At 43.7% G+C, this 23,912-nt stretch carries 25 protein-coding genes; 16 read left to right on the top strand and 9 right to left on the bottom strand.

Features of this window, described 5'->3' with window-relative positions; all coding sequences use genetic code 11:
- Positions 1-250: 250 nt before the first annotated feature.
- Positions 251-436: an SE1832 family protein gene (locus tag VK080_RS06310; protein WP_324223922.1), complete on the bottom strand. Its 186-nt coding sequence runs from the start codon at positions 434-436 to the stop codon at positions 251-253.
- Between the two features lie 353 nt (positions 437-789).
- Positions 790-1,869, bottom strand: coding sequence for an AI-2E family transporter (locus VK080_RS06305; protein WP_414672221.1), 1,080 nt, complete (start codon positions 1,867-1,869; stop codon positions 790-792).
- A gap of 188 nt (positions 1,870-2,057) precedes the next feature.
- Here VK080_RS06305 and VK080_RS06300 point away from each other — a divergent pair, with 188 nt between their 5' ends.
- The 6 genes from VK080_RS06300 (at position 2,058) to VK080_RS06275 (ending at position 8,617) form a co-directional block, all read left to right on the top strand.
- Positions 2,058-3,785 carry a phospho-sugar mutase gene (locus VK080_RS06300; protein ID WP_324223920.1) on the top strand — a complete coding sequence of 576 codons (1,728 nt, stop codon included), beginning with the start codon at positions 2,058-2,060 and terminating at the stop codon, positions 3,783-3,785.
- A 348-nt stretch (positions 3,786-4,133) separates the two neighbouring features.
- Complete coding sequence (locus VK080_RS06295; protein WP_324223919.1) at positions 4,134-4,922, top strand: TerC family protein; 789 nt, start codon at positions 4,134-4,136, stop codon at positions 4,920-4,922.
- Between the two features lie 48 nt (positions 4,923-4,970).
- Positions 4,971-5,330, top strand: a complete 360-nt coding sequence (locus VK080_RS06290) for a DUF488 domain-containing protein (protein WP_324223918.1) — start codon at positions 4,971-4,973, stop codon at positions 5,328-5,330.
- A gap of 262 nt (positions 5,331-5,592) precedes the next feature.
- On the top strand, positions 5,593-6,771 hold the full coding sequence (chrA, locus tag VK080_RS06285; RefSeq protein ID WP_324223917.1) for a chromate efflux transporter: 1,179 nt from the start codon (positions 5,593-5,595) through the stop codon (positions 6,769-6,771).
- 13 nt (positions 6,772-6,784) lie between these two features.
- Entirely contained in the window at positions 6,785-7,225 is a 441-nt protein-coding gene (locus VK080_RS06280; protein WP_324223916.1) for an OsmC family protein, read from the top strand.
- 177 nt (positions 7,226-7,402) lie between these two features.
- Positions 7,403-8,617: an MFS transporter gene (locus VK080_RS06275; RefSeq protein WP_324223915.1), complete on the top strand. Its 1,215-nt coding sequence runs from the start codon at positions 7,403-7,405 to the stop codon at positions 8,615-8,617.
- 87 nt (positions 8,618-8,704) lie between these two features.
- On the opposite strand, the gene VK080_RS06270 is transcribed toward VK080_RS06275, so the two are convergent.
- Complete coding sequence (locus VK080_RS06270) at positions 8,705-9,268, bottom strand: helix-turn-helix domain-containing protein (RefSeq protein ID WP_324223914.1); 564 nt, start codon at positions 9,266-9,268, stop codon at positions 8,705-8,707.
- A 249-nt stretch (positions 9,269-9,517) separates the two neighbouring features.
- Between VK080_RS06270 and VK080_RS06265 the strand changes: the two genes are divergently transcribed.
- Entirely contained in the window at positions 9,518-10,912 is a 1,395-nt protein-coding gene (locus VK080_RS06265) for an L-cystine transporter (protein ID WP_324223913.1), read from the top strand.
- Positions 10,913-11,058: 146 nt separating this feature from the next.
- On the opposite strand, the gene VK080_RS06260 is transcribed toward VK080_RS06265, so the two are convergent.
- Positions 11,059-12,852: a DNA ligase D gene (locus VK080_RS06260; RefSeq protein ID WP_324223939.1), complete on the bottom strand. Its 1,794-nt coding sequence runs from the start codon at positions 12,850-12,852 to the stop codon at positions 11,059-11,061.
- A gap of 104 nt (positions 12,853-12,956) precedes the next feature.
- On the opposite strand from VK080_RS06260, the gene VK080_RS06255 reads away from it, so the two are divergent.
- Entirely contained in the window at positions 12,957-13,799 is an 843-nt protein-coding gene (locus VK080_RS06255) for a Ku protein (RefSeq protein ID WP_324223912.1), read from the top strand.
- 124 nt (positions 13,800-13,923) lie between these two features.
- The gene (locus tag VK080_RS06250) at positions 13,924-14,946 is read left to right on the top strand and encodes an acyltransferase family protein (RefSeq protein WP_324223911.1); all 1,023 of its coding nucleotides are present in this window, start codon (positions 13,924-13,926) and stop codon (positions 14,944-14,946) included.
- 334 nt (positions 14,947-15,280) lie between these two features.
- Here VK080_RS06250 and VK080_RS06245 read toward each other — a convergent pair whose 3' ends face one another.
- The gene (locus VK080_RS06245) at positions 15,281-16,630 is read right to left on the bottom strand and encodes a YjiH family protein (protein WP_324223910.1); all 1,350 of its coding nucleotides are present in this window, start codon (positions 16,628-16,630) and stop codon (positions 15,281-15,283) included.
- A 317-nt stretch (positions 16,631-16,947) separates the two neighbouring features.
- Here VK080_RS06245 and VK080_RS06240 point away from each other — a divergent pair, with 317 nt between their 5' ends.
- The 5 genes from VK080_RS06240 (at position 16,948) to VK080_RS06220 (ending at position 19,975) form a co-directional block, all read left to right on the top strand.
- Positions 16,948-17,262, top strand: a complete 315-nt coding sequence (locus VK080_RS06240; protein ID WP_324223909.1) for a hypothetical protein — start codon at positions 16,948-16,950, stop codon at positions 17,260-17,262.
- Between the two features lie 128 nt (positions 17,263-17,390).
- Entirely contained in the window at positions 17,391-17,525 is a 135-nt protein-coding gene (locus VK080_RS06235) for a hypothetical protein (protein WP_324223908.1), read from the top strand.
- A gap of 296 nt (positions 17,526-17,821) precedes the next feature.
- Positions 17,822-18,112 (top strand): DUF5327 family protein, encoded by a 291-nt coding sequence (locus tag VK080_RS06230; RefSeq protein ID WP_324223907.1) that lies wholly within the window; start codon positions 17,822-17,824, stop codon positions 18,110-18,112.
- A gap of 149 nt (positions 18,113-18,261) precedes the next feature.
- Positions 18,262-19,428: a transposase gene (locus VK080_RS06225; protein WP_324223906.1), complete on the top strand. Its 1,167-nt coding sequence runs from the start codon at positions 18,262-18,264 to the stop codon at positions 19,426-19,428.
- A gap of 178 nt (positions 19,429-19,606) precedes the next feature.
- A complete protein-coding gene (locus VK080_RS06220) occupies positions 19,607-19,975 on the top strand; it encodes a DUF423 domain-containing protein (protein WP_324223905.1) in 369 nt (122 codons plus the stop codon).
- 3 nt (positions 19,976-19,978) lie between these two features.
- Here the strand turns inward: VK080_RS06220 and VK080_RS06215 are convergent, their stop codons facing one another.
- The 3 genes from VK080_RS06215 to VK080_RS06205 form a co-directional block, all read right to left on the bottom strand.
- Positions 19,979-20,230 carry a hypothetical protein gene (locus VK080_RS06215; protein WP_324223904.1) on the bottom strand — a complete coding sequence of 84 codons (252 nt, stop codon included), beginning with the start codon at positions 20,228-20,230 and terminating at the stop codon, positions 19,979-19,981.
- Positions 20,231-20,451: 221 nt separating this feature from the next.
- Entirely contained in the window at positions 20,452-20,907 is a 456-nt protein-coding gene (gerQ, locus tag VK080_RS06210; RefSeq protein WP_324223903.1) for a spore coat protein GerQ, read from the bottom strand.
- Positions 20,908-20,925: 18 nt separating this feature from the next.
- Entirely contained in the window at positions 20,926-21,348 is a 423-nt protein-coding gene (locus VK080_RS06205; RefSeq protein WP_324223902.1) for a cell wall hydrolase, read from the bottom strand.
- A 309-nt stretch (positions 21,349-21,657) separates the two neighbouring features.
- Between VK080_RS06205 and VK080_RS06200 the strand changes: the two genes are divergently transcribed.
- The gene (locus VK080_RS06200) at positions 21,658-21,921 is read left to right on the top strand and encodes a hypothetical protein (protein ID WP_324223901.1); all 264 of its coding nucleotides are present in this window, start codon (positions 21,658-21,660) and stop codon (positions 21,919-21,921) included.
- 136 nt (positions 21,922-22,057) lie between these two features.
- On the opposite strand, the gene hemQ is transcribed toward VK080_RS06200, so the two are convergent.
- The gene (gene hemQ / locus VK080_RS06195; RefSeq protein ID WP_324223900.1) at positions 22,058-22,798 is read right to left on the bottom strand and encodes a hydrogen peroxide-dependent heme synthase; all 741 of its coding nucleotides are present in this window, start codon (positions 22,796-22,798) and stop codon (positions 22,058-22,060) included.
- Positions 22,799-23,074: 276 nt separating this feature from the next.
- Here hemQ and pta point away from each other — a divergent pair.
- Positions 23,075-23,912, top strand: an 838-nt coding sequence (pta, locus tag VK080_RS06190; protein ID WP_324223899.1) for a phosphate acetyltransferase, incomplete at its 3' end; no start/stop codon positions are given.

Below are 23,912 nucleotides of genomic sequence, written 5' to 3'. Positions count from 1 at the left end.
TGCCAGGAGCAGCTGCCTGGAAAGGCTGGTGTGTTGGTCACATAACTGAAATATCAGCAGAATAACGGGAGTATCAACGTAAGAAAGAAAATATCGACAGAACAGCGCAAATATCAACGGTCGAAGTAGAATATCGATACAAGAACAGAAATATCAACGGGAGATGAATATATCAGCAAAAAAGTGAAAATATCACCTTCTTATCCCTTTTTCACACAAAAAAACAGGGCCGCCTAATACAGGTGCCCCGTCAATATCGTTCAAACGCTTCTAATTTTTGATTCAGTTCTTTCATGCGCTCCTCGATTTCGATCATCTTTTTTTCACCGGTCGAGGTGTTGACGCCAAACGAGGTTGCTTTTTCCACGTCCCCCTGAATCCGCACATAATCCGATTTCAGTTCCGCCATTTCTGCTTCAATTTGTTCTTTTGTCATGAACATCACTCCCACATAACAGTTTAGCGGAAATACCCTTTACAAAACAAGAGAATGTGTTAAATCCCCCTCAAAGAACATCAACTTGTAAAAATTGCCCTTTACAAATTGCCGCAGAAACTAATATCAGGGGAACGTATGGGTATTCCTGCCGAAGCATTTATCGAAAAATTGCTGCAGGACGGATTTCAATTTTTGCAGTTTTATACGGATGCCACAAATCCCACCTGAAAATAGAATCTACAAAAAAATCGGCTATTACGATTATGAGGTTGGATCGTCGATTGTGTATAACTCATTTAAAAAGCAGTAACGGAGCCAGACCGTCACTGCTTTTCACATTCCAGATGCTGTCAGATCAACGCATCTTTCTCATCTTTTTGCGCATCCTGATAGGTATGGTAAAAGTGGCTGATAATCGTTTTGACCACTGCATAGATTGGGATGGCAAACAGCATGCCGAGAAAGCCTGCGATACTGCCGGCAGCCAGGACAATTGTAATGACCGTTAATGGGTGCAGATGCAGCGCTTTGCCCATCACGTTCGGCGAAACGAGGTTGCCTTCAATCTGCTGGGCGACAATCATAACGATTGCGACCCACACCGGCATGAGCGGATCCTGGAAAAATCCGACAATGATAGCTGGTGTGACAGCTAAATATGGTCCGATAAATGGGATGACACAAATGACCATTCCGAAGATTGCCAGCGTCATGGCATAGTTCAATCCGATAATCGAATAGCCAATATACAGCAGGACACCGATGCAAAGGGCGACAATCATCTGCCCCTGAATATAAGACGTCAGCGTATCATCGATTTTATATAAAAGTGAACGGATATTGTCCGCTTTCTTTTTTTCAAAAAACTGTGTGATGAACGGGACAAATTTTTCCCCGTCTTTTAACATGAAAAACAGGAAAAACGGTATCAGGATCAAAGCAAACAAAATACTGATAAACTCGCCGATAAACCCAAAAATGAAAGACATGGCTGTTTCAATATAGGTTTGCAGATTCGATGTGATATTATTGATGGTCTCATTCACTTCATCCGGAATCACGTTTTGATTTGCCTGCCAGTAGTCAATAAGGTTTTCTGCGGTTGAGATCCACCCTGGAATATTATTGATCAGATTTGAAAATTGGTTTTCCAGAATCGGCAAAATATATCGGGAGACGATGAACAGGGCGGCTATTAAAATCAGGAATACGCCAATTATGGCTACGACGCGATGCAGTTTCAGTTTTTCCAAGAGATGCATCAGCGGTCTGGTTATGTAAAACAGCAAACCTGCCCCGATAACCGGAAATGCCACGGCGCCAACGTATTTAAAGAACGGGTCAAAAATGAAGTCGGTGGCTGACACAAGCAAAATCAGCAGAAAAACGAGAATTAGAACAATCAGCGTCTGGAACCAGCGTTTTTGCATCAACTGTGATCACAACTTTCTAATTAATATTTGTTTTAATCTATTTTAACCGCTCCAGCTTATAAGAAAAAGTCTATTCTTCTATCTTTACCTGTATGACAAACAGATAAACCGAGAAAAATAGAATACAGGTCAAAAGTATGATAGAATTTCTGCAATAGATTGTTGGCGAGAAAGGTGAGATTGTCGTGAATCAATGGGAATATGTTTATGAGAAATGGCGTTCGTTTGAACAGCTGGATCCGGATTTAAAACAGGAATTGGATATGATGACGGATCAAAAAGAGGCATTGGAGGATGCATTTTACACTGAACTGACCTTTGGAACCGGGGGAATGCGCGGCGTGCTCGGACCGGGGATCAACAGGATGAACATATACACTGTCAGAAAGGCTGTTAATGGGCTTGCCAATTATCTGAAGGTTCATGTTGCAAATGCCGATGAACGCGGTGTTGCTGTTTCATATGATTCCAGGTATATGTCAAAAGAATTTGCGCTCGAAACGGCCAAAGTGCTTGGGGCCCATGGCATTAAGGCGTATGTTTTTGATGCATTACACCCGACGCCGCTCCTTTCGTTTGCTGTCCGTTATTTGGGAACGGCCGCCGGTGTCATGATAACAGCCAGTCATAACCCGCCGGAATACAATGGGTTCAAAGTTTATAATGAAGATGGCGGTCAGATTACACCTGATGAAGCAAGTAACATCATTGGCTATATCAACGAAACGGAAGATGAATTGACGGTGCCATATCTCGAAAAAGACAAATTGGAAGAGCAGGGTTTGCTTGACTGGATTGGACAGGAGATTGATCATGCCTATTTAGAGAAGCTGGCAGGCATGTCGAAACTCGATGCCGAGGAACAGCAACAGGATAAGGACTTACAGATTGTCTTTACACCGTTACATGGAACAGCCCATGATTTGGTGCTGAAAGGATTGGACCAGCTGAAATTTCATCAGGTGGATGTGGTGGAAGAACAGGCTGCAGCGGATCCGGAATTTTCCACGGTCGAATCACCAAATCCGGAAGAACACCAGGCATTTACGAAAGCCATTCAATTGGGTGAACAGACAAATGCGGATATTTTAATCGGCACTGACCCTGACGCCGACCGGCTGGGAGCAGCTGTTAAAGATTCAGCCGGGGCGTATTCGGTGTTGACTGGAAATCAGCTGGGAGCTTTAATGCTTGATTATATTCTGTTGCATAGTGACGCTGCTTCACTGGAAAATGCCCGGATGCTGAAGACAATCGTCACATCCGAATTGGGACGGAAAATAGCAGAAAATTACGATGTTGAAACAATCGATACACTGACAGGCTTTAAATATATCGGTGAGAAAATCCGGCAATTTGAATCAACAGGTGAAACATTCATTTTTGGGTATGAGGAAAGCTACGGTTATTTGGCTAGTGACTTTACCCGGGATAAAGACGCTGTCCAGGCAGCTATTCTTGCCTGTGAAATGGCTTATTACTGGAAAAAACAGGGCAAGACCCTCTTTGGTGTACTTCAGGATCTATATGAAAAGTACGGTTATTATCTGGAGGACATGTCATCGCTGACGTTAAAAGGAAAAGAAGGTTCGGAAAAAATAGCTGCCATTATGGAAACAATCCGGAACAAACCATTAACGGAAGCAGGCGGTTTACAGGTGAAATATGTTGAGGATTACCTGACAAGTGAGCGGAAAGAGGCTGGAAGCACCAGAGTAGAATCGATAGACCTGCCAAAAGAAAATGTCGTGAAATACATTCTGGATCAAGGCAGCTGGATTTGTTTACGCCCCTCCGGTACCGAGCCGAAAATCAAATGTTATTTCGGCGTGTGTGAAGCAAATGAGCAGACGAGCAAAAACCGGCTGGCTGATTTAAAAGCACATATGGAACATGTTATCAATCAGATTTAAGCAACGACAGCAGGCGATGTGCCGTAAGTCTTGCGATATGTGCAAAGGGGGATATGTGCTCTGGACCTCCCCATGTCCCGATAATAGTTGACAATTTCACATATAAACGGTTTAATAGGAATCAGGAAAATGAAACATTCGAAGGGGAGTAGCTGTACAATTCAAGTCGTCATTTCGGGATGGATATCCCCGGCTTGGTTGGCAACAAACGTTGTTAGCGAGACCTTTACCATCACGGTAAGGGTCTTTTTTCATGGTCCTTGCCTGCTGGCTGGGGCCATTTTTTGGTTAAAATGATTGAACATCTTTAAAGGGCCCAGGCAGTCTTGTAAAAAAGGAGAGATCAACATGGAAGCTCAGTTATTGGTCGAATATTTATGGGTCCTTGTCGTACTGGTTGGCCTGGAAGGGCTGCTGGCTGCCGATAATGCACTGGTATTGGCGATTATGGTCAAGCACCTTCCGGAGAAACAACGAAAAAAGGCTCTGTTTTACGGTTTGGCAGGGGCGTTCATCCTAAGATTCGGCTCGTTATTCATCATTTCATTTCTTGTAGATGTTTGGCAGGTACAAGCCCTTGGAGCGCTTTATCTGCTCGGTATTTCCGGAAAAAATTTATATGAAAAATTTAAAATTGGGGAAACTGGTGAAGAAGCTGATGCCAACTCGAAAGAAGCCAAGAACGGGAGCGGGTTCTGGATGACAGTCGTCAAAGTGGAGTTTGCTGATTTGGCGTTTGCGGTTGATTCTATTTTGGCTGCTGTCGCCCTGGCTGTTGCCTTGCCTGAAACCGCATTACCGCAAATCGGCAGCCTTGACGGGGGGCAATTTGCTGTTGTATTTGCCGGCGGTATGATCGGCGTCATCATTATGCGGTTTGCAGCGAATATATTTGTGGAATTATTACAGAAACGGCCTGGTCTGGAAGTTGCGGCCTTTGCCATTGTCGGCTGGGTCGGGGTCAAATTAACGATGCTTGTCCTGGCACATGACGAGATCGGTTTGATTCCACATGCCTTTCCACATTCAACAACGTGGAAACTCATCTTCTACAGCGTGCTGGTCGCTATCGCTGTTATTGGCTGGTTTTCATCCGATAAGATTGCGGAAAAAACACCGCAGCATGACAATTCGTAAAGCCAACCATAAATTGGGAAGAAAAATGCCTTGAGGAGTGATAAATGAATGCCCGTTAATTTGAAACGGATTTATGATCAAGCGGAACAAACTGATGGTGTTCGGATTTTGGTTGATCGGGTATGGCCAAGAGGCGTGTCCAAAGATAAGGCACAATTGGATCATTGGCTGAAGGAAATCGGTCCGTCCAATGAATTGCGTAAGTGGTTTGGCCACGATCCTGATAAGTACGATGAATTTAAGCGAAACTATAAGGAAGAGCTTGCGGAAGGCAAACAACAGGAAGAACTGCAGAAATTAAAAGATCTGACCAAGGAACATGATAAACTGACGCTATTATTTTCGGCAAAAGATGAGGAACATAATCAGGCCAGGGTACTGAAGGAAATATTGGACAGGCAATTGTGAAGGCGTAACCCCCACTGCACTGGAAGCAAGCGGGGGTTTTTCATTGCCATTTGGGTGGAATGAATTTTTCCCTGCTAATTGTGAACTTCATCAAAAATTTTGTGAACTTTAGCAGATTCACTGTGAACTTTAGCATTTTGTCTGTGAACATTATCAGATTTCCTGTGAACTTCAGCATGTCGAATGTTAAGTTTTTGTAAATCGTGTCGGCTACCGAACAAAAGTATGTTATTTTTGTATGAAAGAGCAGGGGAGGTTCGTTATGGCACGAAAGCATTCATTGACGGAAATATTCGGGGCATCGCTCAAGCTGGGGTTGACTTCATTTGGCGGGCCGGTTGCCCACCTCGGTTATTTTAAAGATGAATACATCGATAAACGGAAATGGCTTGATGACAAGACATATGCGGATATCATCGCATTGTGTCAGTTTTTGCCCGGGCCGGCGAGCAGTCAGGTTGGGATTTCGATCGGTATGCTGCGGGGTGGCTTTCTGGGCGGTCTCGTGTCTTGGTTCGGTTTTACGGTGCCATCAGTCATCGTACTTGTATTATTTGCGCTGTTATACCAGTCAATTGCTTTGGCAGATGCCCCTTGGATCGCCAGTCTGAAAATTGTGGCGGTGGCAGTCGTTGCGCATGCGGTCATCGGACTTGGCAAAAAACTGACAACGGATAAACCGCGGATTGCGTTAGCTCTGATTGCGGCTGCGATTATGCTGCTTTTCCCGTCTGCTGCCGTGCAAATCGGTGTCATAATCGGTGCTGCGATTCTTGGCTATTTTGTGTTTTCTGATAAGACGGAATCAAATGTTCAGCCATTTTCGGTGTCCATCACCAAAAAGCAGGGGATCACCTCACTGGTCATTTTAGCTGTCCTTTTGGTTGGTCTGCCGCTTGTTTCGCAGGCTGTTTCAAATACATATGTCACCATTTTTGACATCTTTTTTCGTGTTGGCTCGATTGTCTTCGGCGGCGGGCATGTTGTGCTGCCGTTATTGGAACAGGAAGTGGTGCCGAATGGCATGCTTACCGGTGGTGAATTTCTGGCCGGATACGGGATGGCACAAGCCGTTCCGGGACCTTTGTTCACGTTTGCCAGTTATTTGGGGACGATGATTAGCGGAGTAACAGGTGCGATGATTGCTACCATTGCCATCTTCCTGCCGTCGTTTCTTCTGATTGTCGGGGCATTGCCATTCTTGAGCGAACTGCGTCAGCGCTCCAGCTTTCAAGGCATTCTGACGGGCGTGAATGCAAGTGTTGTTGGTATTTTAGTTGCGGCGTTATATGATCCGGTCTTTACAAGTTCTGTTGCGAATGGTGCTGATTTCGCACTGGCAGTCGTTCTGTTCGGACTGCTGCATTTCTGGAAAACACCTGCATGGCTCGTTGTGATTATTGGTGTTATGCTTGGTACAGGAATGCACTATATTTTTTGACAGGGGTGATTAAGTGGCACAGCATCATTTTCATTTGAAAGCGGATTGGCCGGGCGGCAGAAACAGCACAGGCTATATCAACGCCGGGAATCTGCAGACAAAAATATCGATCCCGCCGGAAATGGATGGCCCAGGTGTGGGGACAAATCCGGATGAAATGTTTTTGGGAGCTGCCGCAACGTGTTATTTGATCACGCTCGCGGCGATGATTGAAAGGGCGGATCTTCCATTGAAAGAAATGGCGCTCGAATCGGAAGGAATTGTCGATGTCACGAAGGGTGTCTTCACGTATGAAAAAATCATTCACAAACCACATGTGGCACTGAAGGACAATGCTGAAGAAAAGGACTATAAAATGTTGCGGAAATTGGTCGAAAAAGCTGAATCCAGCTGCATGATCTCCAGGGCTGTTCAAGGAAATGTGGCGATCGAAATGCAGGCAGATATCCAGTGAGCTTGGGACATGGGGTCAGACCCTTTGTCCCAGGCTTTTTTTAATTAAGGTTGTCCCTTTTCCGTCTAAATGGTATAATCATATTAATATTTTAATACGATATAAATAAATAATACGAATGATTTATTTATTCTAAGGGGAGAGATGTTCAATTTGCGACAGTCCTGGAGTGCATTCATGACAAAATGGAAAATGCCGCTGCTTCTGTTATCGGGAGTAGGCATTTCCCGTCTCGGAGATTTTATCTACCTTATTGCGATCAATGTTCTGATACTCAAGTTAACAAATTCACCAGCTGCGGTTGCCGGACTTTGGATTATGGGACCACTGGCTGCCCTTTTGACCAAGTTTTGGGCCGGGACATTGATTGACCGTCTGGATCAAAAGAAAATGATGATATATACTGTTTTATTCAGAGCTTGTATTATGGCTATCATTCCACTTGTTTCGTCGATTCCGGTAATTTACGGATGTTTATTTCTTCTATCAGTGGCAAAGGCTTTTTTTGACCCTGCATCGGTAACGTACATTACCAAGCTGATTCCTAAGGAGGATCGGAGGGCATATAATTCGTATTCCAGTCTTGTTGTGGCGGGTGCTTTTATTGTTGGCCCTGCTATTGCCGGCGCACTTCTTGTTATCATCTCAGCGGGTGCTACGATCTGGCTGACAGCTGCAGCATTTCTCGTTTCGGTAGTGATTATGCTGTTTTTGCCCGGTTATACATCCGAGCGGACAACGGCATTTAATTGGGCAACCTTTAAAAATGACTGGAAGGCCGTTTACCAGTTCAGCCGCAGTTTCCCTTATATTCTGATGATTATCGTATTGATTTATATGTTGATGGTTATCTCCATAGGCATGGATGCACAGGAAGTGGTGTTTATCCAGCAGACGTTGGGGCTGTCTGAAAGTGATTACGGATTGCTGGTGAGTATAACGGGGATTGGGTCGATTGTCGGTGCTTTGATTTTATCCGCGTTGTCCAAAAAGCTTTCACTGCGATTTTTGATCGGGATGGGTTTTATGTTGACGGCCGTTGGTTATTTGATTTATGCTTTTTCCTTTTCATTCTGGTCAGTTGCTGCTGGGTTCATCATCATCGGTTTTTTTAATTCATTTTCCAATGCCGGTTTTATGACATTCTTCCAAAATAACGTTCCGGGGGATATGATCGGGCGGATATATGGCATTTTCGGGACGCTGCAAAGTGCATGTCAGATTATGTTTATCCTTTTGATTGGCTTTACAGGTGAAATCATCCCGCTCAGGTACACCATAATCAGCGCTTCACTCATAACGTTCATCATTAGCCTTGTTCTCCTGGTGATGGTCATGCGTTCTTCAAGAAAAGCTTATTATGTGGAAGCCACTCAGCAGGTAAACGCCTAGATTATCTCCGCATTTAAGGCGGTGCTCATCAATTGCGCCGCTGTTCTTTTTTATCAGCGGGGAAAAATACCCCGCTGATGTATCACTTTACCCCTCATTGGCCGGGAAACCGATTATGTTAAAGTGATACGTTTGAGCGGTATCAGATTGTTGTTCATGTTCCTTCACATATAAAGCAATTTCGGCCAGTTTTTCTTTAACGACTAAAAAATCATCTTCAGTTAAGGAAGTTGTCATAAATTCCTGGATCAACTCTTCTGTATTCAGGTTGTCCTTACCCTGTTTTTTTAACATATATTGCGTTCGCTTTAAACTTTCAAGTGCATTTTCCGTCAGTGTATTGTCTTTGAAGGGATTGTCATGTTTGTTAATAAGCGGGGACACTTTCTCAAGTGAAATCTCTTTGGCAATTGGCCGGTAAAATTTTTGCACAATGCCATTGATCACTTCTGTCCGTTCGATTTTAACCAGACCGGCTTTTTCAAGAGCCGTCAGATGGTAACGCATTTTGGAAGCGGGCAAATCGAGCTTGACTGACAGCATCTTTCCAGTTTGGGCACCATGATCCAGTTCCCATAAGATTTTGACTCGTAGTGGATCGCTTAATATTTTTAATTGTTCCAGGTCCTTCACATAATAAATGTCCTTCATGTGGAAACCGTTCCTTTCATATGATCCTTTACATCCATTTTACCACTTGGTGGTGTGGCCGCAAAGATACAGGTAAAAAAGAACAACAGATTATAGTTGACATAAATTAACGTCCGCTTGTATAGTATCTAAAGTAGACTATTTTTATCGGAATTATATATAATATTCCGGGAAGAGGTTCAGTAGAATGTGGCATTTTGATGGCTTCCGCATAAACTAATTAATTAACAGCAAGAGGGGGAAACGCGTATGGATACATTCTTTATTGTTCTGAATGTTGCTGTTTTGGTTGCACTGATAGGACTTTTAATCCGCATGCAGCAAAAGCATTATTCGTTTACGAAGCGTGTCTTTACCGGGCTTGGACTTGGTATCGTGTTGGGCGCGACTTTACAGGCATTGTATGGTGTGGATTCAGAGGTAATGACACAGACAACTGCCTGGTATGATATTGTCGGAAGCGGCTATATTCGGTTATTGATGATGATTGTCATTCCACTTGTTATGGTATCGATCATTCAATCAATTATCAATTTGGAAAAATCATCCGATCTTGGCAAGATGTCCGCCTGGATTATCGGGCTGCTCGTATCAACTGCCATGGTCGCAGCGCTGGTCGGTATCGGCAGTGCGGCATTATTTGATTTGAACGCGAGTGAAATTGAAGCTGGTCAGGAAGAACAGGAACGGGGTTCAGCTATGGAATCACAGCTGGGTGATGTCGAGGGGATGACCATACCTGAGCAGATTTTGAGTTTTATCCCATCCAATATTTTTCAGGATATGACCCAGGACCGGCCGACATCAGTCATTGCGATTGTTATTTTCTCAATGATCGTCGGGATTGCCGTATTGGGACTGCGCCGGAAAAAACCGGATGAAGCAGCACTATTTACGAAAGGTGTCAACGCTGTGTTTGCAGTGGTAATGCGGATTGTGACGTTGATCCTTCGTCTGACGCCATTCGGTATACTGGCTTTGATGGCAAACACTGTCGCCACAACGGATGTCGCGGGCATTCTGGAACTTGGTAAATTTGTGATCGCATCCTATGTTGCCCTGATAGTGATGTTTATCATCCATCTCGTACTGGTTGGCGTGTTCGGCTTGAATCCAATGACCTATTTGAAAAAAGTGCTTCCGGTACTATCTTTTGCGTTCACGTCACGTTCAAGCGCCGGAACGATTCCGTTAAATATCCAGGCACAGAAAAATTCGCTTGGTGTTGATCAGGGAATTGCCAATATGTCAGCATCCTTTGGGGCAACCATCGGGCAAAACGGCTGTGCGGGTATTTATCCGGCGATGCTTGCCGTGATGATCGCACCATCAGTCGACATCAATCCACTTACACCGGAATTTATCATTCAGCTTGTTCTGATTATCGGCATCAGCTCGTTTGGTGTAGCAGGTGTCGGCGGCGGTGCAACGTTTGCAGCATTGATTGTGCTCTCATCGATGGGGCTGCCTGTCGCATTGGCGGGTCTTTTGATATCGATTGAAGCATTAATTGATATGGGCCGTACCGCATTGAATGTTAACGATGCGATGCTGACAGGTACGTTGACAGCCCGGATCATGAAAAAATTGAACTTAAAAACGTATAATGACCAAACAGCCATTGAACAGGAAACAGCTGTTTAATGGAATGTTGAGCAGCCGCTCCAACTCGGGGTGGCTGTTTAATTTTGGTGTTTTTGCGCCGAGTTTACGAAGGCGCAAAAACATCAAATCGCGCGACACCGCACCCAAACCTCAACCGGCTGATTTTCGGCCTCCGCCGAAAATCATCAACTTCGAATCATCGCTAAAACGTCGTCCAGCACTTGTTGTTTACCCGTTTTAAAATATCCGTCAAACGGGCACCCGGTCTTTTGCACACGCTCAACTACATTATCGATCCGGAACATATCGGGCTGCAAAGCGTCATCAACCTCATCCCAAAACAATGGCGCGGCAACCGTGGCATCTTCCCGCTTCCGTGGGGAATAAGGGGCCACCAGCGTTTTACCTTCCCCGTGCTGCAAGTAATCGATATAGAGCCGATCGCCGCGCTTATTCTTAAACCGCTCCGTCGTAAATAAGTCCGGATGGCTTTTTTCCAGTGTCCAGGCAATCGCTTGCGTTAATACCCCCGTCTCTTCATAGGTCATCCTATCATCAGGCAGGGGAATATGCACCTGCAGTCCTTTGCCGCCGGATGTTTTGACAAACGATACGAGCCGGAGATCATCCAATAGTTGTTTCAATAACCTCGCTGCCTTGACCGCAAGTGAAAATCGCTTCCTGTCTGGCGGGTCCAGGTCAAAGACGATTTCACACGGGTTTTCACTTCCCACCGTCTGAAACGGAATATGGTATTCCAGCGTCCCGTGATTGGCAAACCAGATGAGCGAATCGAGATCATTGCAGACAAAATGCATCTCGCCGTCGCCCTCCACACCGCCCATAAAATCCGGTGCATAATCCGGCAGATGTTTCTGAAAAAAAGATTCACCATCTACACCATCCGGGCAGCGGATAATCGTAAGCAGCCGCTCGTTTAAAAATGGCAGCATATATGGGGCAATCTCCCGCATATAGACGAGCAAATCGCCTTTCTTCAGACCAGGTAACGGCCAGAACATTTTATCGGTGTTCGAAACCTCAATTTTTTCAGGCAGCATGGCGAGGTCCAGCTGCAGTTTTTTCCATGTACAACCCCCAGCCTCACGATCCGGAACAAGGCGGCTGAATTCGGGTTCCCTCAGCTCGCCCTTCAACAAATCCAGTGTATGTATCTCAGCACATATGGCCGGCGGGAGACGATAACCATCCTTTTCTTTCGTACCTTTTGATAAAAACAAATCCCGCAACACAGCAAAAGCTTCTTCATCAAGGCCGTGCTTGCATTTGCCAAGTTCCTGCACCACATCATCCCGGTAAACCGAAACAGTAAAATAGTCATTTTTCGGATCGTAAAACGTCAAAAACCCTTCAATCGTCCGCCAGTTTTTGGTTTTAACCCAGTCGTGATGTTTTTTCTCAGGCTGGTAGCGGCTGTTTTTGCGCTTAGCAACCACCCCTTCTCCTTTGTGAACAAAAATCTCGTCCCACATTTTATCTGCATTTTCGGCAAAATCAACATAATGTACCCGCTTTCCAAGTTCAGACTCGCCAGCAAAAACATCCGCCAATTTCTTTTTCCGTTGATCAAACGTTTGTTCAACACACGCAGCGCCCTCACACGCCAACAGATCAAAGGCCATAAAGCTGACCGGACGTGCAGCTGCCTGCTTCTTAATGAGATCTCGTTTTTTCAACCGGCCACGTTTCTGAATCAACCCAAAATTCGCCTGATAAGCGTTATTCAGCACGACCAGCTCACCGTCCATTTTCAGGGGCAAATAATCCTCAACCAGCGACACCTGCTCCAGACACGTCTCCACAATCTCGGGAAAATTGCTGCTTAAATCGATCCCGTTGCGGCTGATTAACCGTACTGAATCTGTCTCCCAATCGAGCACACAGCGGAAACCATCATATTTCACCTCGTACACCCAATCCGCACCCGCAGGTATATCCTCACTGGCAATCGGCTTCATTAATTTCACAATCAAAACACCTCTCTTTATAAAATGCCTCACAACAACCGGATAAATTCACGCACCAAATGCCAAACTAAACGAAAAAAGGAGTTGTTTTTTTCATGCATACGATGTGGAAAGGGACGATCAGTTTCGGGCTTGTCAACATTCCGGTGAAAATGCATGCTGCCACGGAAAACAAAGATATCAAACTGCGCAACCTGCATAAGGAATGCCAAACGCCGGTCAAATATCAGAAAGTATGCCCGAACTGTGACCGTGAAGTGGAAAATGATGAGATTGTCAAGGCGTATGAATATGCCAAAAATAAATTTGTCGTGCTCGATGATGAGGAGCTGGAGAATTTAAAAAAGGAGCAAGGGGACAAAGCTGTGGAGATCATGGACTTTGTCGATTTGGACGAAATAGATCCGATTTATTTTGAAAAAAGCTATTATCTATCACCAAATGAAGGCGGGTCCAAATCATATGGGCTGCTGCGCTCGGCCCTTGAAGAAACCGGCAAGATTGGTGTTGCCAAAATAATGATCCGCTCAAAAGAACAGCTGGCGGTCATCCGAATTTATCAAAATACGCTCGTTGTGGAAACAATTCATTATCCGGATGAAGTGCGAGATGTCAAGGATGTCCCGAACGTTCCGGCAGAAACCAATAACGAAGAAAAAGAGCTGGAAACGGCGAAAATGCTGATTGATCAGATGTCGGCTGAGTTTGACCCGGAAAAATATAAGGATGAATATCGGACAGCTTTAATGGACCTGATTGAAGCGAAGAAAGACGGTAATGAGGTGACAACAGCTGAGGAAAAACCAAAACCGGATAATGTTACCAATCTGATGGATGCTCTTCAGGAATCGCTTGACCGTGCCCAAAAAGATAAAAAATCAAAAACAAAACGAAAAACAGCCGTTTCACCAAAAGAAAAGAAGAAAGTGGCAAAATAATGTCATTCATTTCGTTCCATTTACATTTCAATAACAAATGACGCTTGCCTGACGTATTTTTGTTTCACATCGGGTATAGTGGTAGTGGGAACTAAAGGATTATAAACGTAAAGGGATGAGGAAAGTGGAACGGAATGCTTATTTTGATAACGCCAAATTGATGTTAATTTTCCTTGTCGTGTTTGGTCACGTTATCCAGCCTTTTGTTGATGGATCCCAGGGCATGAATACCCTGTATCTCTGGATTTATACATTCCACATGCCGGCATTTATCTTTCTGTCTGGTTTTTTTGCAAAAGGTTCGGGGAATCGAAAATATATAACGAAATTAGCGCAAAAATTGTTATTCCCATATATGATTTTCCAGCTTATCTATACCGGCTATTATTTTCTGATCGGGAAAGATGGCTGGCAGCTGGAGATGTTCTATCCACATTGGTCATTATGGTTTTTATTCAGCTTATTTAGCTGGCACATACTCCTGATTTGGTTCAAAAAAATACCGGCTGCCATGGGTCTGGCCATATCGGTGGGTATCGGGCTGATCGTCGGCTATTTTGGCGAAGTCGGCCACACATTCAGCTTATCGCGCACCTTTGTCTTTTTTCCATTCTTCCTTATGGGGTATTGGTTGACGCAAAATCAGGTTATGTGGCTGAAACAAATACAGCTCAAGGCCGCGGCAGTTGTGGTGATGATGGCTGTAGCTGTTGGCATCTACTTCGCGCCTGATTTCAACACAGGCTGGCTGCTGGCCTCTAAATCGTACAGCACTTTAGGACTTCCTGAGTACGGTATTATTGCCAGGCTGCTTGTTTATGTCACATCGGTACTCATGATGGCCAGTGTCTTAGCCTGGATACCGGAAAAGCGCAGCAGACTGACCGTTTTGGGAACCAGAACACTTTACGTCTATTTATTGCATGGCTTTTTTGTTCAGTTTTTCCGGGAAGCCGATTTGTTTGCCGTCAACCATGTGATTGATCTGCTTGGCCTTGCCGTCATGTCGGCATTGATTGTGTTAGTTTTATCCAGCAGACCAATCCAGGGTATCTGGCAGCCGCTCATTGAAGGAAGAATGTCCATTTTGAAAAATAAATTCATGCATAGCCGCAAACAGGAGCAGCAATACGGTGAAAACGCGTGAAAGTAATTGGAGCAATCGATTCTTCAGCTATTCATGATTGAAAAAGACCGGATACAGATGTCTCAAGGATATGTCTGGAACCCGCGGCTAAAGTTATAGCATTTAAGAATGGATACAGTAAAGGGTCTTGGGATCTCTTGAAAAGGAGGCCGAACAGGCAAGGCTGATGAGGAAATGCCAAATAATACCGCATTGAGCATGGATAAACATGTGTCGTGAATCAAAAGTTCCGTTGAATACGTATGGTAGATGATACCTCCTTTATCATCATAGATAAAACCCCCGGCCTTTCAAGAATGGCACGGGGGTTTTCATTAACAAATGAATTCAGTTTTTAAAATATCATATGCGCAATCAGTGTAATGATCGGCAGAGTGATAATAGTGCGCAGCAGGAATATGATAAACAGATCCTTCAGTGAAACCGGCACTTTGGAACCGAGCAAAAGACCCCCGACTTCAGACATATAAATTAATTGGGTGACGGATAAGGCCCCAATGATGAAACGGGTGATTTCCGCTTCAATCGACGCACCAATAACAGCCGGCAGAAACATGTCGGCAAAACCGATTAACATCGTTTCGGATGCTTCCTGTGCATATGGCACCTGCATCAGTTCCAAAAGCGGGATGAACGGAAGCCCGAGCCAGGTGAACACCGGTGTGAATTCAGCAATCATCAAAGCAATCAGACCGAATGCCATGACAATTGGCGCTACACCCATCCACATATCAAGGATATTCTGTCCGCCTTCTTTAAAAAATTTATAGACACTAGTTTCTTTTTTGGCTCTATCCAAAGCTTTTTGATAACCAAATGTAAAAATGGTATGGCCTTCAGGAATTTTTTCTTCAATACCGTCTGCAGCTTCGTTGATATAAGTGTTCGCTTTCCGCGACAATGGCGGAATGCGGGGCATGATGAGTGCTGCAATGAACCCGGCGGCAATAACAGTCAGATAGAATGGTATAAACATATGTCCAAGTCCCACTTCACTGATAATCACAAGCGTAAACGTGATGGACACAACAGAGAAAGTTGTCCCGATGATAGCAGCCTCACGTTTGGTGTAGTAGCCTTCTTCATACTGCTTGCTCGTCAGCAGAACCCCGATGGTGCCATCACCAATCCATGATGCCAATGAATCAATTGACGCCCTTCCTGGCAGTTTAAATAATGGCCGCATGATTTTTGTCATCAAGGTGCCGAATAATTCCAGTAAACCGAAATTCATCAACAGCGGCAAGAACAGTCCGGCAAATAAAAAAACAGCAAACAGGACATGCAATAAGTCCCCTAAAAGCATCTGACCGGTAACCTCACTGTGAATGGCTTCGGGCCCCAGCCGGAAGAACACCATGACTGCAAAAACAGCTGCTGCAACCCGGGTGATGGTCCAAAAGATACTTGTATAAAACAGTCCTTGAAAGAAAGGTGTTTTCTGAAAAGCATCCGGGCCTTTCATTCTGGCGATAACGGTCATCACAGCTGTCAGTACAATGATTATCATCATAATAGCGGAAAGTTGTCCCGCCAAAGCTTCCTGAACCCAGCCGGCTAAAACCGCAATCGGAATGGTGAGACCATCCCCGGAGCTCACAGGTGTCATAAATAGGAATACGCCAATTAGTGACGGAATAATAAATTTTAAATGATCACCGGGTTTATATGATTTTTTCTCCATATTCTCCCCCCTCATCAAATTGCCTTGTCTTCATTATATAGGAAGCGGCGGATGATAACCAGATAAATTTGGAAGGTTATTGCTATTCATATTTGAAACAAGATAAAAATATAACATATAGTAGAGATTCTATGTTTTGGGGTTTTGGATGACGGGAATAGTTATAAGGTACTGACTATTTTCGGCCATCGGGTTGATCAGCTTGCTTTTGCTGACAATTACCGTTATGTTAGGTTTAACATTAAGAGTTTATCTCGATTTAATGGGCAGTGACCCACAGAAAAACGGAAAGACATATAAAAGAAGGAGTGCTGATCATGAGTGATTTCTTAAAAAAAGGATTTCTGCTGGGACTTGGTGCAGCTGTTTCCGGAAAAGAAAAATTGGATAACAAACTGCAGGAAATGGTTAAGAAAAATGAATTGACGCAGGAACAGGCAAGAACGGTTATGCGCAATTTTATCGATAAAGGTGAAATGAAAACGGATGAATGGAACGCCAAACAATATGAGCAGACACAACAGCTGGCCAAAGACCTCGGCCTTGCGACAAAGGAAGACATCAATGAATTGCGTGAACGGATTTCTGAATTGGAAAACCAATTGGAAGCACAAAAACATCTGGAACAGTAAATTGTTGAAATCTGCCAGTTATCTGTATATTTTGTATATTTGAGTTTTAGTATTGATTCACTTGAATTTTACCAGTACAATGAATAATAAATTATCTGCGTTGTATTTTCTGGGGGGATTATAGCGTTATGAAGAGCTTTTTGCAGATAAAAAAGAGTACGGAAGAGCAGCTTGGCAGGGAACTTCGGGAAAAGGAGCTTGCTTTTCTCCAATGGGTTTATGAGGGCTATACAGAAGAGCAGCAGCAGATGAACACCAGTTGATCATAAAGTGGCGTGTATTTTCTCCACAGCGATAAGGAACAAAGGCTAAGTTCCCGGGCACCCTGTTGCAACGTCTTTGTAACCTGTGGCGTGAATTGAACCTTTACTGGCAGTTGCTCTCCCCAGCAATTTTAATTGTCTTCTGCCATATATTGCTGTGGATGGCGGGATAAAAAAAGAAACCGAAAAAGTCTTGGAATCAACCAAGGCTTTTTATATGGCCATAAATCAGTTCGTGTTATACTGTGTGTATCAGTTTTAGACATAGTAGTCAAAGTGACAAAGGAGAGGTCATGATGGCAGTGGCAACGGATACGATTCTGAATAAAATGAAGCGGGAATTGACAGAAGCACAGCAGATGTCAGCAGATGAAGCTGCCATGAAGAAACACATTGCCAATATCCAGCTTCTTTGTGAATTATTATTGGAAGAACAGTCTGCCCCCGGTACTGAACGTGATATGACAGCTTGTGAGATGAAAGCGATGATGGGAGATAAAGCGGAAGCGGCTGTACACGAACCGAAATCAAAACATGACACAATTGATCATGACGGGGCAAACGGAGCATCCATTTTTGATTTTTAACATCTTTGCCGAGAAGTCCCCTTCAAAATCTGTGATTTAGTGGGGGATGAATCGGTGCTTTTTTTTTACAAAAAATTATAAAGTACTAGACAAGCGAACATACGTTTGATATAATGATGATAAAGCTAATGTTCGGGCGGTGACAACAAATGCTGGAACGCATGAATTATAAATATGAAATGTTTCCAAACGAGGAACAGATGCAAACATTGGATAGGTGGCTATCCATTTGCCGACAGCAGTACAATTCCGCTCTTTTGGACAAACAGCGTTTTTACCAAAAGAACAAGACGGGATTATCCCGAACTCAATTACAAAAACAGCAAAAAGCGGATAAACAAAGGGTCCCACTTCTAAAAACGATACCATCACAGCCTTTGCAGGAGGTTTTCTTCCGTTTGGAACGGGCTTACAAAAACTTCTTTAAAGGGCGTGCACGTTATCCGAAAATCAAGAAATACAAAGATTATAATTCACTGACATTTACACAATTCGGGATTGATAAACAAAAGAGAAAGGACAAGAAAACCGGTAAAGTCAAAGTACGTGATGTGCGTTACGCTGCTTCGTTAGACGACAACAATTATCTACTGATTTCAAAGCTCGGCGCAGTGTATGTAAACTTTCAACGTCCATTAGAAGGCAAAGTGAAACAAGTCACCATTAAACGTCAGGGCAGCCGTTGGTTTGCGATATTTAGCGTCGAAAGACACGTAAACGAAACGGTTGATTTCCCTGTTCAATCAACAGGTATTGATGTGGGTATTCAAAAGTTTGCCGTCTTATCCGATGGGACGACAGTCGAAAAGCCAAAGTTCCTCTTGAAAGAAGAAAAGAAATTGAATCGAGCGCAAAAGAAACTTTCCCGTATGAAAAAAGGCTCAAATAATTGGAAGAAACAACTTCAAAAGGTGCAGCATATACACATGAAAGTTGCAAACCAGCGTCGTGACTTTCTCCATAAATTAAGTTACCGTGTTTCGAAGACTTATAAATTTGTTTTTGTGGAAGACCTGATAATCCGAAATATGGTGAAAAATCGTCATTTGGCAAAGGCGATTTATGACGCTGGCTGGGATGCTTTTACTAATATGCTCGCATACAAATGTAACAATAAAGGCGGAAAGCTCGAAAAAATTAAACCACATTATACCAGTCAGGACTGTTCCGGCTGTGAGGCACGTGTACAAAAGTCACTGTCTGTCAGAACTCATGTATGTAAGTCATGCGGAACCATTCTTAACCGTGACCATAATGCGGCCATCAATATTGAAAAAGCTGGACTGGCTTCCTTGGGTCTGCTTTCAACTGCATAATCGATTGTTCTAACTGTAGGGCAAGGTCCTGTCCGATCAGTATAAAACAAAGCCCTTGGAGATGATGTAAGACTTGGTTCTTTAGAACAAAGCGAACGTCCATGAACAGGGAAGCTCCATCAAAATCTTTGATTTAGGTGGAGAGGTTCACCAGTTGCACGATGAGAGGTGTTAAGATATGAAGTTATTTCTGGTACTGGGAGCGATTAACGGTTTTTTGGCAGTTGCTTTAGGCGCATTTGGAGCACATGGACTTGAAGGGAAATTGACTGAAAAAGCTCTGGGGACATGGGAGAAAGCTGTCAATTATCAAATGTTCCATACAATGGCTTTATTGGTTACCGGCCTGCTGCTGGCGAAATTGCAAAGCGCCGGTTTGGTCTGGGCCGGCTGGATGTTCTTTATCGGTATTGTTCTGTTTGCCGGCAGTCTGTATATTTATTCAACCAGTGGAATCAAAATATTCGCCATGATTACGCCATTTGGCGGCGTTGCCTTTTTGATTGGCTGGGTATTGCTCGGATATGCGGTTATTAAATATTTGTGAGTGCTATAACGAGAAAAAGAGGATCGTCGCCAGCAGCATCAGCATCCCGGCTTTGACAAATTGTTTGAAGCCGTCAGCAGTATGATTGGAATTAAGGTGAAGAAACCCTTCGCAAACAATGCTGAAAGCCAGCAGATACACACAAAACAGCATGATGATTACATAGCCTTGCACGACAGCAATCACTCCGATGATGACAGCAAATGCCAGACTCAGTAATTCCATGCGTATGTATTTTTCATATGGGTTGTGCATAAGAATAGCCCCTTTGTGTCCAGAACAAACTTAAGCGCCCGAATTAATACCGGACGCTTTATCAACCAGGTATGAGTATTCAACCATCTTGAAAATATTTATTTTCATGGGAATAAGATCCTCACTTCAAGATATAACAGATACCAGATAAGTAGTGAGGATCAGTGCCCGTAAGAAGTCCGGCTCGTTCAAGTAGCGTTAGCGGTGAAAATCTTTCCGCATTATCTCGGCGGGTATTGTGACATTTGTCCGTCATTGCCATATGGATATTCATAGTTTAATTCTTCATCAAAAGTGACATAATCCAGATAAATCATTAAGAGCAAGTATCTTCTGCCTGTCTGCGGGTCACGCAAAATAATGTGATCCCGGCCGGCTGCTTCGATAACACCCCGAAATATTTTAGCATTCCATTCCTCATTATTTTCAAACGTCATGTAAACCGTCGCACGTTTTCCTTCGTTTAACCGCAGAATGTTTTCAATGTATGATTGTTCCATCGGTAGCATACCCTGACCGGGAGTCTGCTGCTGTGGCTGTTGCTGCTGGTTTTGCGGAACTTGCCGCGGGTCGTAAACAGGATAGTACGCCGGGGATGACGGCGGATAATAGTAATAGGGATATGGCTGATAGTAGTCTGCGTACGGGTAATTTGCGTTGTTATCCTTCTCACTCATGAAAAAACCTCCTGTAATTTAATAAACTTTTGGACATTCAGACGATAAAGGTGCATAAAAACAGTGGGCTTTATATCTGCCGGCATTCCATTGCCCGAACCATTGTGCCGGACAGCTTCCTTCAGGCCGGAAAAACCACAATGAATTGGTTGCCGGATGGAATCGCTCACCATTTATGACTCTCCGGGCAAGCCGTATATCCTGCTGGCGTGCACGCTGGTAAAAATAGCCTTTTTGTGTAGCTTCAAATCCGCCCGGGCTTTGGAAAACCATGTCATTGAGATTATTGATGTTTGTAAAATCGAGACAATCGGCACGGACACGGTTAACACCGGTATTGCCGACCATCAGCATACCGAGTCTACCATCACCTTCAGCCTCTGCACGCATTAATCGTGCCAGTAATTTAACGCCTTTTTCGGTAACTGGGATAACTGCCAAACGGAATACCTCATTTCTGTGAAGCTCAAGCTGTTTTGGTCTCTCGTTATATGTATGTGAGACGGGTGGAAATGATGACAGATGCGGAGAAAAAACTGCTGATAGTTTTACGACAATTTTTGAGCTAATGTTGTTGCTCTTTCATATTGTAACGTTATCAGGTATATTTGGATTCAAAGAACCATAATATTATTAAAATAAAGATATGAGTCATGATGACAGCACTTAAGTTAAAAAATGAATTTATTGAAGCATCCTTAAGAGGTTATTCGTATATTTACCGGAACAGTAGTTGTTGGGGGATAAACTTTGCAATTCTTTATAAATATAATTGAATACTTATTGTCAAGTAAAAAAACACTTGTTTATACGGCGGTAAAACAACAAGATTATTATAAGATTATTTCTCGTTTAGAAGCGGTTCGCATGAAGTATAGAGTATCTATAACCACTGCCAATAACAGCGCAACACGTGGTGGGCCTCACAGTGACTTGGGAAAAGTTTATAAAATTTATGTTAAGAAACACGATGAAAGCAAGGCGCTAAAAACAATCAACGCCAAGTCAGATTAAAATAAGGACCACACATTTAGATATGTCTCATCTGTGTGGTCCTTTTAACTGTTTTGCTTATTAAATAAGATGCATTAACGGAGCCCGTTAGGCTTGTCCACCGATTCGTCTTAAAAAACTGACGTTTGCCTTCTGTTTAAACTTCCAAGTAATCATCAATATCCGCTTTTGCCAGGTGATTCCCGACGAAAAACTCGCCGAATTCACCATAGAGGGCGCTCACTTCGTCAAAGCGCATTTCGTAGACGATTTTTTTCAGCTGCAGCGCATCATGGGCAAACAGGGTGACGCCCCATTCCCAGTCATCGAAGCCGAATGATCCGGTAATGATTTGTTTCACTTCCCCGGCATATTGACGGCCGGTTTTTGAATGTTCATAAAGCAGTCTTGTCCGTTCTTTGAAATCAAGCGAGTACCAGTTCTCGTCTCCCGCACGCCGTTTATCCATCGGGTAGAAGCACATATGCTCCCATTTTGGCAAGGTCGGATAGAGCCGCTCCCGTATCTTTGGATCATCCGCTGAGCTGTTGCCGCTGTATTGCGAAATTTCCACAACGGAGACATATGAGTGAGCCGGACGTAGAAACTCGGCAAATTTTGATTTGTTGAATTCTGTTTCAATATCGGTCAATTCGTTCATTGTCGGGCGCAAAAACATGAACATCAAGTCCGCTTTTTGGCCAACAACTTGGTAGAGAACGTGACTGCCATTTTCTGCAGCTTCAACGTCTTCCCACTTTGTCAGCAGGTTTTTGAATTCATCAATAGCTTGTTGGCGTTCATCCGCCGATGCCAATTTCCATGATGTCCAATCGATGGTGCGCATGTCATGCAGACAATACCAGCCGTCTAGTGTTTTTACTGCTTCAGCTGCCATATGAAATCGCTCCTTCATTTCTTTTACTATATTTATCAAAATGAATCTTTGATTGCTTATCAGTACTGACTTATTCGACGACAAGATCCCAAATGAAATGATGCCGAATGATCAGCCTTTTATTCCCATGTGTATTAACTATATCATATTTAGGGTATGTTAAGCATGGGAATAGGATGCTTGTCATGTTTCTGTCAAAAAAAGAATGACAATTGAATGTCTTTGTTTTCAAGATAACACGGTTCACGGTATCCTATGTTATAGGAGGTGTTCGTAATGAGTCATCTTTTTGAACAAATCCAAGATCGTTTACAACATACACATAAAAAAATCGTTTTTCCCGAGGGGCACGATGAACGGATTTTGACAGCTGCCAGTCAGTTGTCTGCTGCCGAAATTGTGACGCCGATATTAATTGGTGACGAACAGGAAATCAGGCAAAAGGCGGAAGCTGTTGGTGTGGACGTTTCTGCATGCGAATTGATGGATCCACGTGATTTTTCGGAGTTTGATACGGCGGTTAATGCTTTTGTTGAACGGCGCAAAGGGAAGGTGACCACTGATCAGGCACGACAAACACTGCTGGATGAAAATTATTTCGGGACGATGCTCGTTTACTTGGATAAGGCGGACGGGCTTGTCAGTGGTGCAGCTCATTCGACTGCGGATACTGTTCGCCCGGCATTGCAAATCATTAAAACGAAGGACGATATTCAGAAAACGTCCGGTGTGTTTATCATGGTTCGCAATGATGAAAAATATGTATTTGCTGATTGTGCGATCAATATGAATCCCGACAGTCAGGATTTGGCTGAAATCGCGGTCGAGAGCGCCAATACGGCTAAACTGTTCGATGTCGATCCACGAATTGCGATGCTCAGCTTTTCCACCAAGGGCTCAGCCCAATCAGAGGAGACTGAGAAAGTTGTCGAAGCACTGAAATTGGCGAAGGAAAAGAATCCGTCACTTGTAATCGATGGTGAATTTCAGTTTGATGCAGCATTTGTGCCGAGTGTTGCCGCGAAAAAAGCACCGGATTCAGAGATTCAAGGTGATGCAAATGTCTTTATTTTCCCAAGTCTTGAAGCAGGGAATATCGGTTATAAAATTGCCC

This window comes from Lentibacillus sp. (assembly GCF_035301925.1).
Taxonomy (GTDB): domain Bacteria; phylum Bacillota; class Bacilli; order Bacillales; family Amphibacillaceae; genus Lentibacillus.
The sequence above is the reverse complement of the archived record's forward strand: the minus strand, read 5'-3'. Positions and strand labels throughout refer to the sequence as shown.

Coding starts and splice junctions, on each gene's coding strand:
- VK080_RS06245 (WP_324223910.1), bottom strand. CDS start 16,630: ATGGAGAAAAAATCATATAAACCCGGTGATCATTTAAAATTTATTATT.
- VK080_RS06290 (WP_324223918.1), top strand. CDS start 4,971: ATGCCCGTTAATTTGAAACGGATTTATGATCAAGCGGAACAAACTGAT.
- VK080_RS06270 (WP_324223914.1), bottom strand. CDS start 9,268: ATGAAGGACATTTATTATGTGAAGGACCTGGAACAATTAAAAATATTA.
- VK080_RS06310 (WP_324223922.1), bottom strand. CDS start 436: ATGACAAAAGAACAAATTGAAGCAGAAATGGCGGAACTGAAATCGGAT.
- VK080_RS06305 (WP_414672221.1), bottom strand. CDS start 1,869: ATGCAAAAACGCTGGTTCCAGACGCTGATTGTTCTAATTCTCGTTTTT.
- VK080_RS06215 (WP_324223904.1), bottom strand. CDS start 20,230: ATGCACAACCCATATGAAAAATACATACGCATGGAATTACTGAGTCTG.
- VK080_RS06235 (WP_324223908.1), top strand. CDS start 17,391: ATGAAGAGCTTTTTGCAGATAAAAAAGAGTACGGAAGAGCAGCTTGGC.
- VK080_RS06240 (WP_324223909.1), top strand. CDS start 16,948: ATGAGTGATTTCTTAAAAAAAGGATTTCTGCTGGGACTTGGTGCAGCT.
- VK080_RS06275 (WP_324223915.1), top strand. CDS start 7,403: ATGACAAAATGGAAAATGCCGCTGCTTCTGTTATCGGGAGTAGGCATT.
- hemQ (WP_324223900.1), bottom strand. CDS start 22,798: ATGGCAGCTGAAGCAGTAAAAACACTAGACGGCTGGTATTGTCTGCAT.
- VK080_RS06260 (WP_324223939.1), bottom strand. CDS start 12,852: ATGAAGCCGATTGCCAGTGAGGATATACCTGCGGGTGCGGATTGGGTG.
- VK080_RS06255 (WP_324223912.1), top strand. CDS start 12,957: ATGCATACGATGTGGAAAGGGACGATCAGTTTCGGGCTTGTCAACATT.
- gerQ (WP_324223903.1), bottom strand. CDS start 20,907: ATGAGTGAGAAGGATAACAACGCAAATTACCCGTACGCAGACTACTAT.
- VK080_RS06220 (WP_324223905.1), top strand. CDS start 19,607: ATGAAGTTATTTCTGGTACTGGGAGCGATTAACGGTTTTTTGGCAGTT.
- VK080_RS06230 (WP_324223907.1), top strand. CDS start 17,822: ATGGCAGTGGCAACGGATACGATTCTGAATAAAATGAAGCGGGAATTG.
- VK080_RS06265 (WP_324223913.1), top strand. CDS start 9,518: ATGGATACATTCTTTATTGTTCTGAATGTTGCTGTTTTGGTTGCACTG.
- chrA (WP_324223917.1), top strand. CDS start 5,593: ATGGCACGAAAGCATTCATTGACGGAAATATTCGGGGCATCGCTCAAG.
- VK080_RS06225 (WP_324223906.1), top strand. CDS start 18,262: ATGCTGGAACGCATGAATTATAAATATGAAATGTTTCCAAACGAGGAA.
- VK080_RS06295 (WP_324223919.1), top strand. CDS start 4,134: ATGGAAGCTCAGTTATTGGTCGAATATTTATGGGTCCTTGTCGTACTG.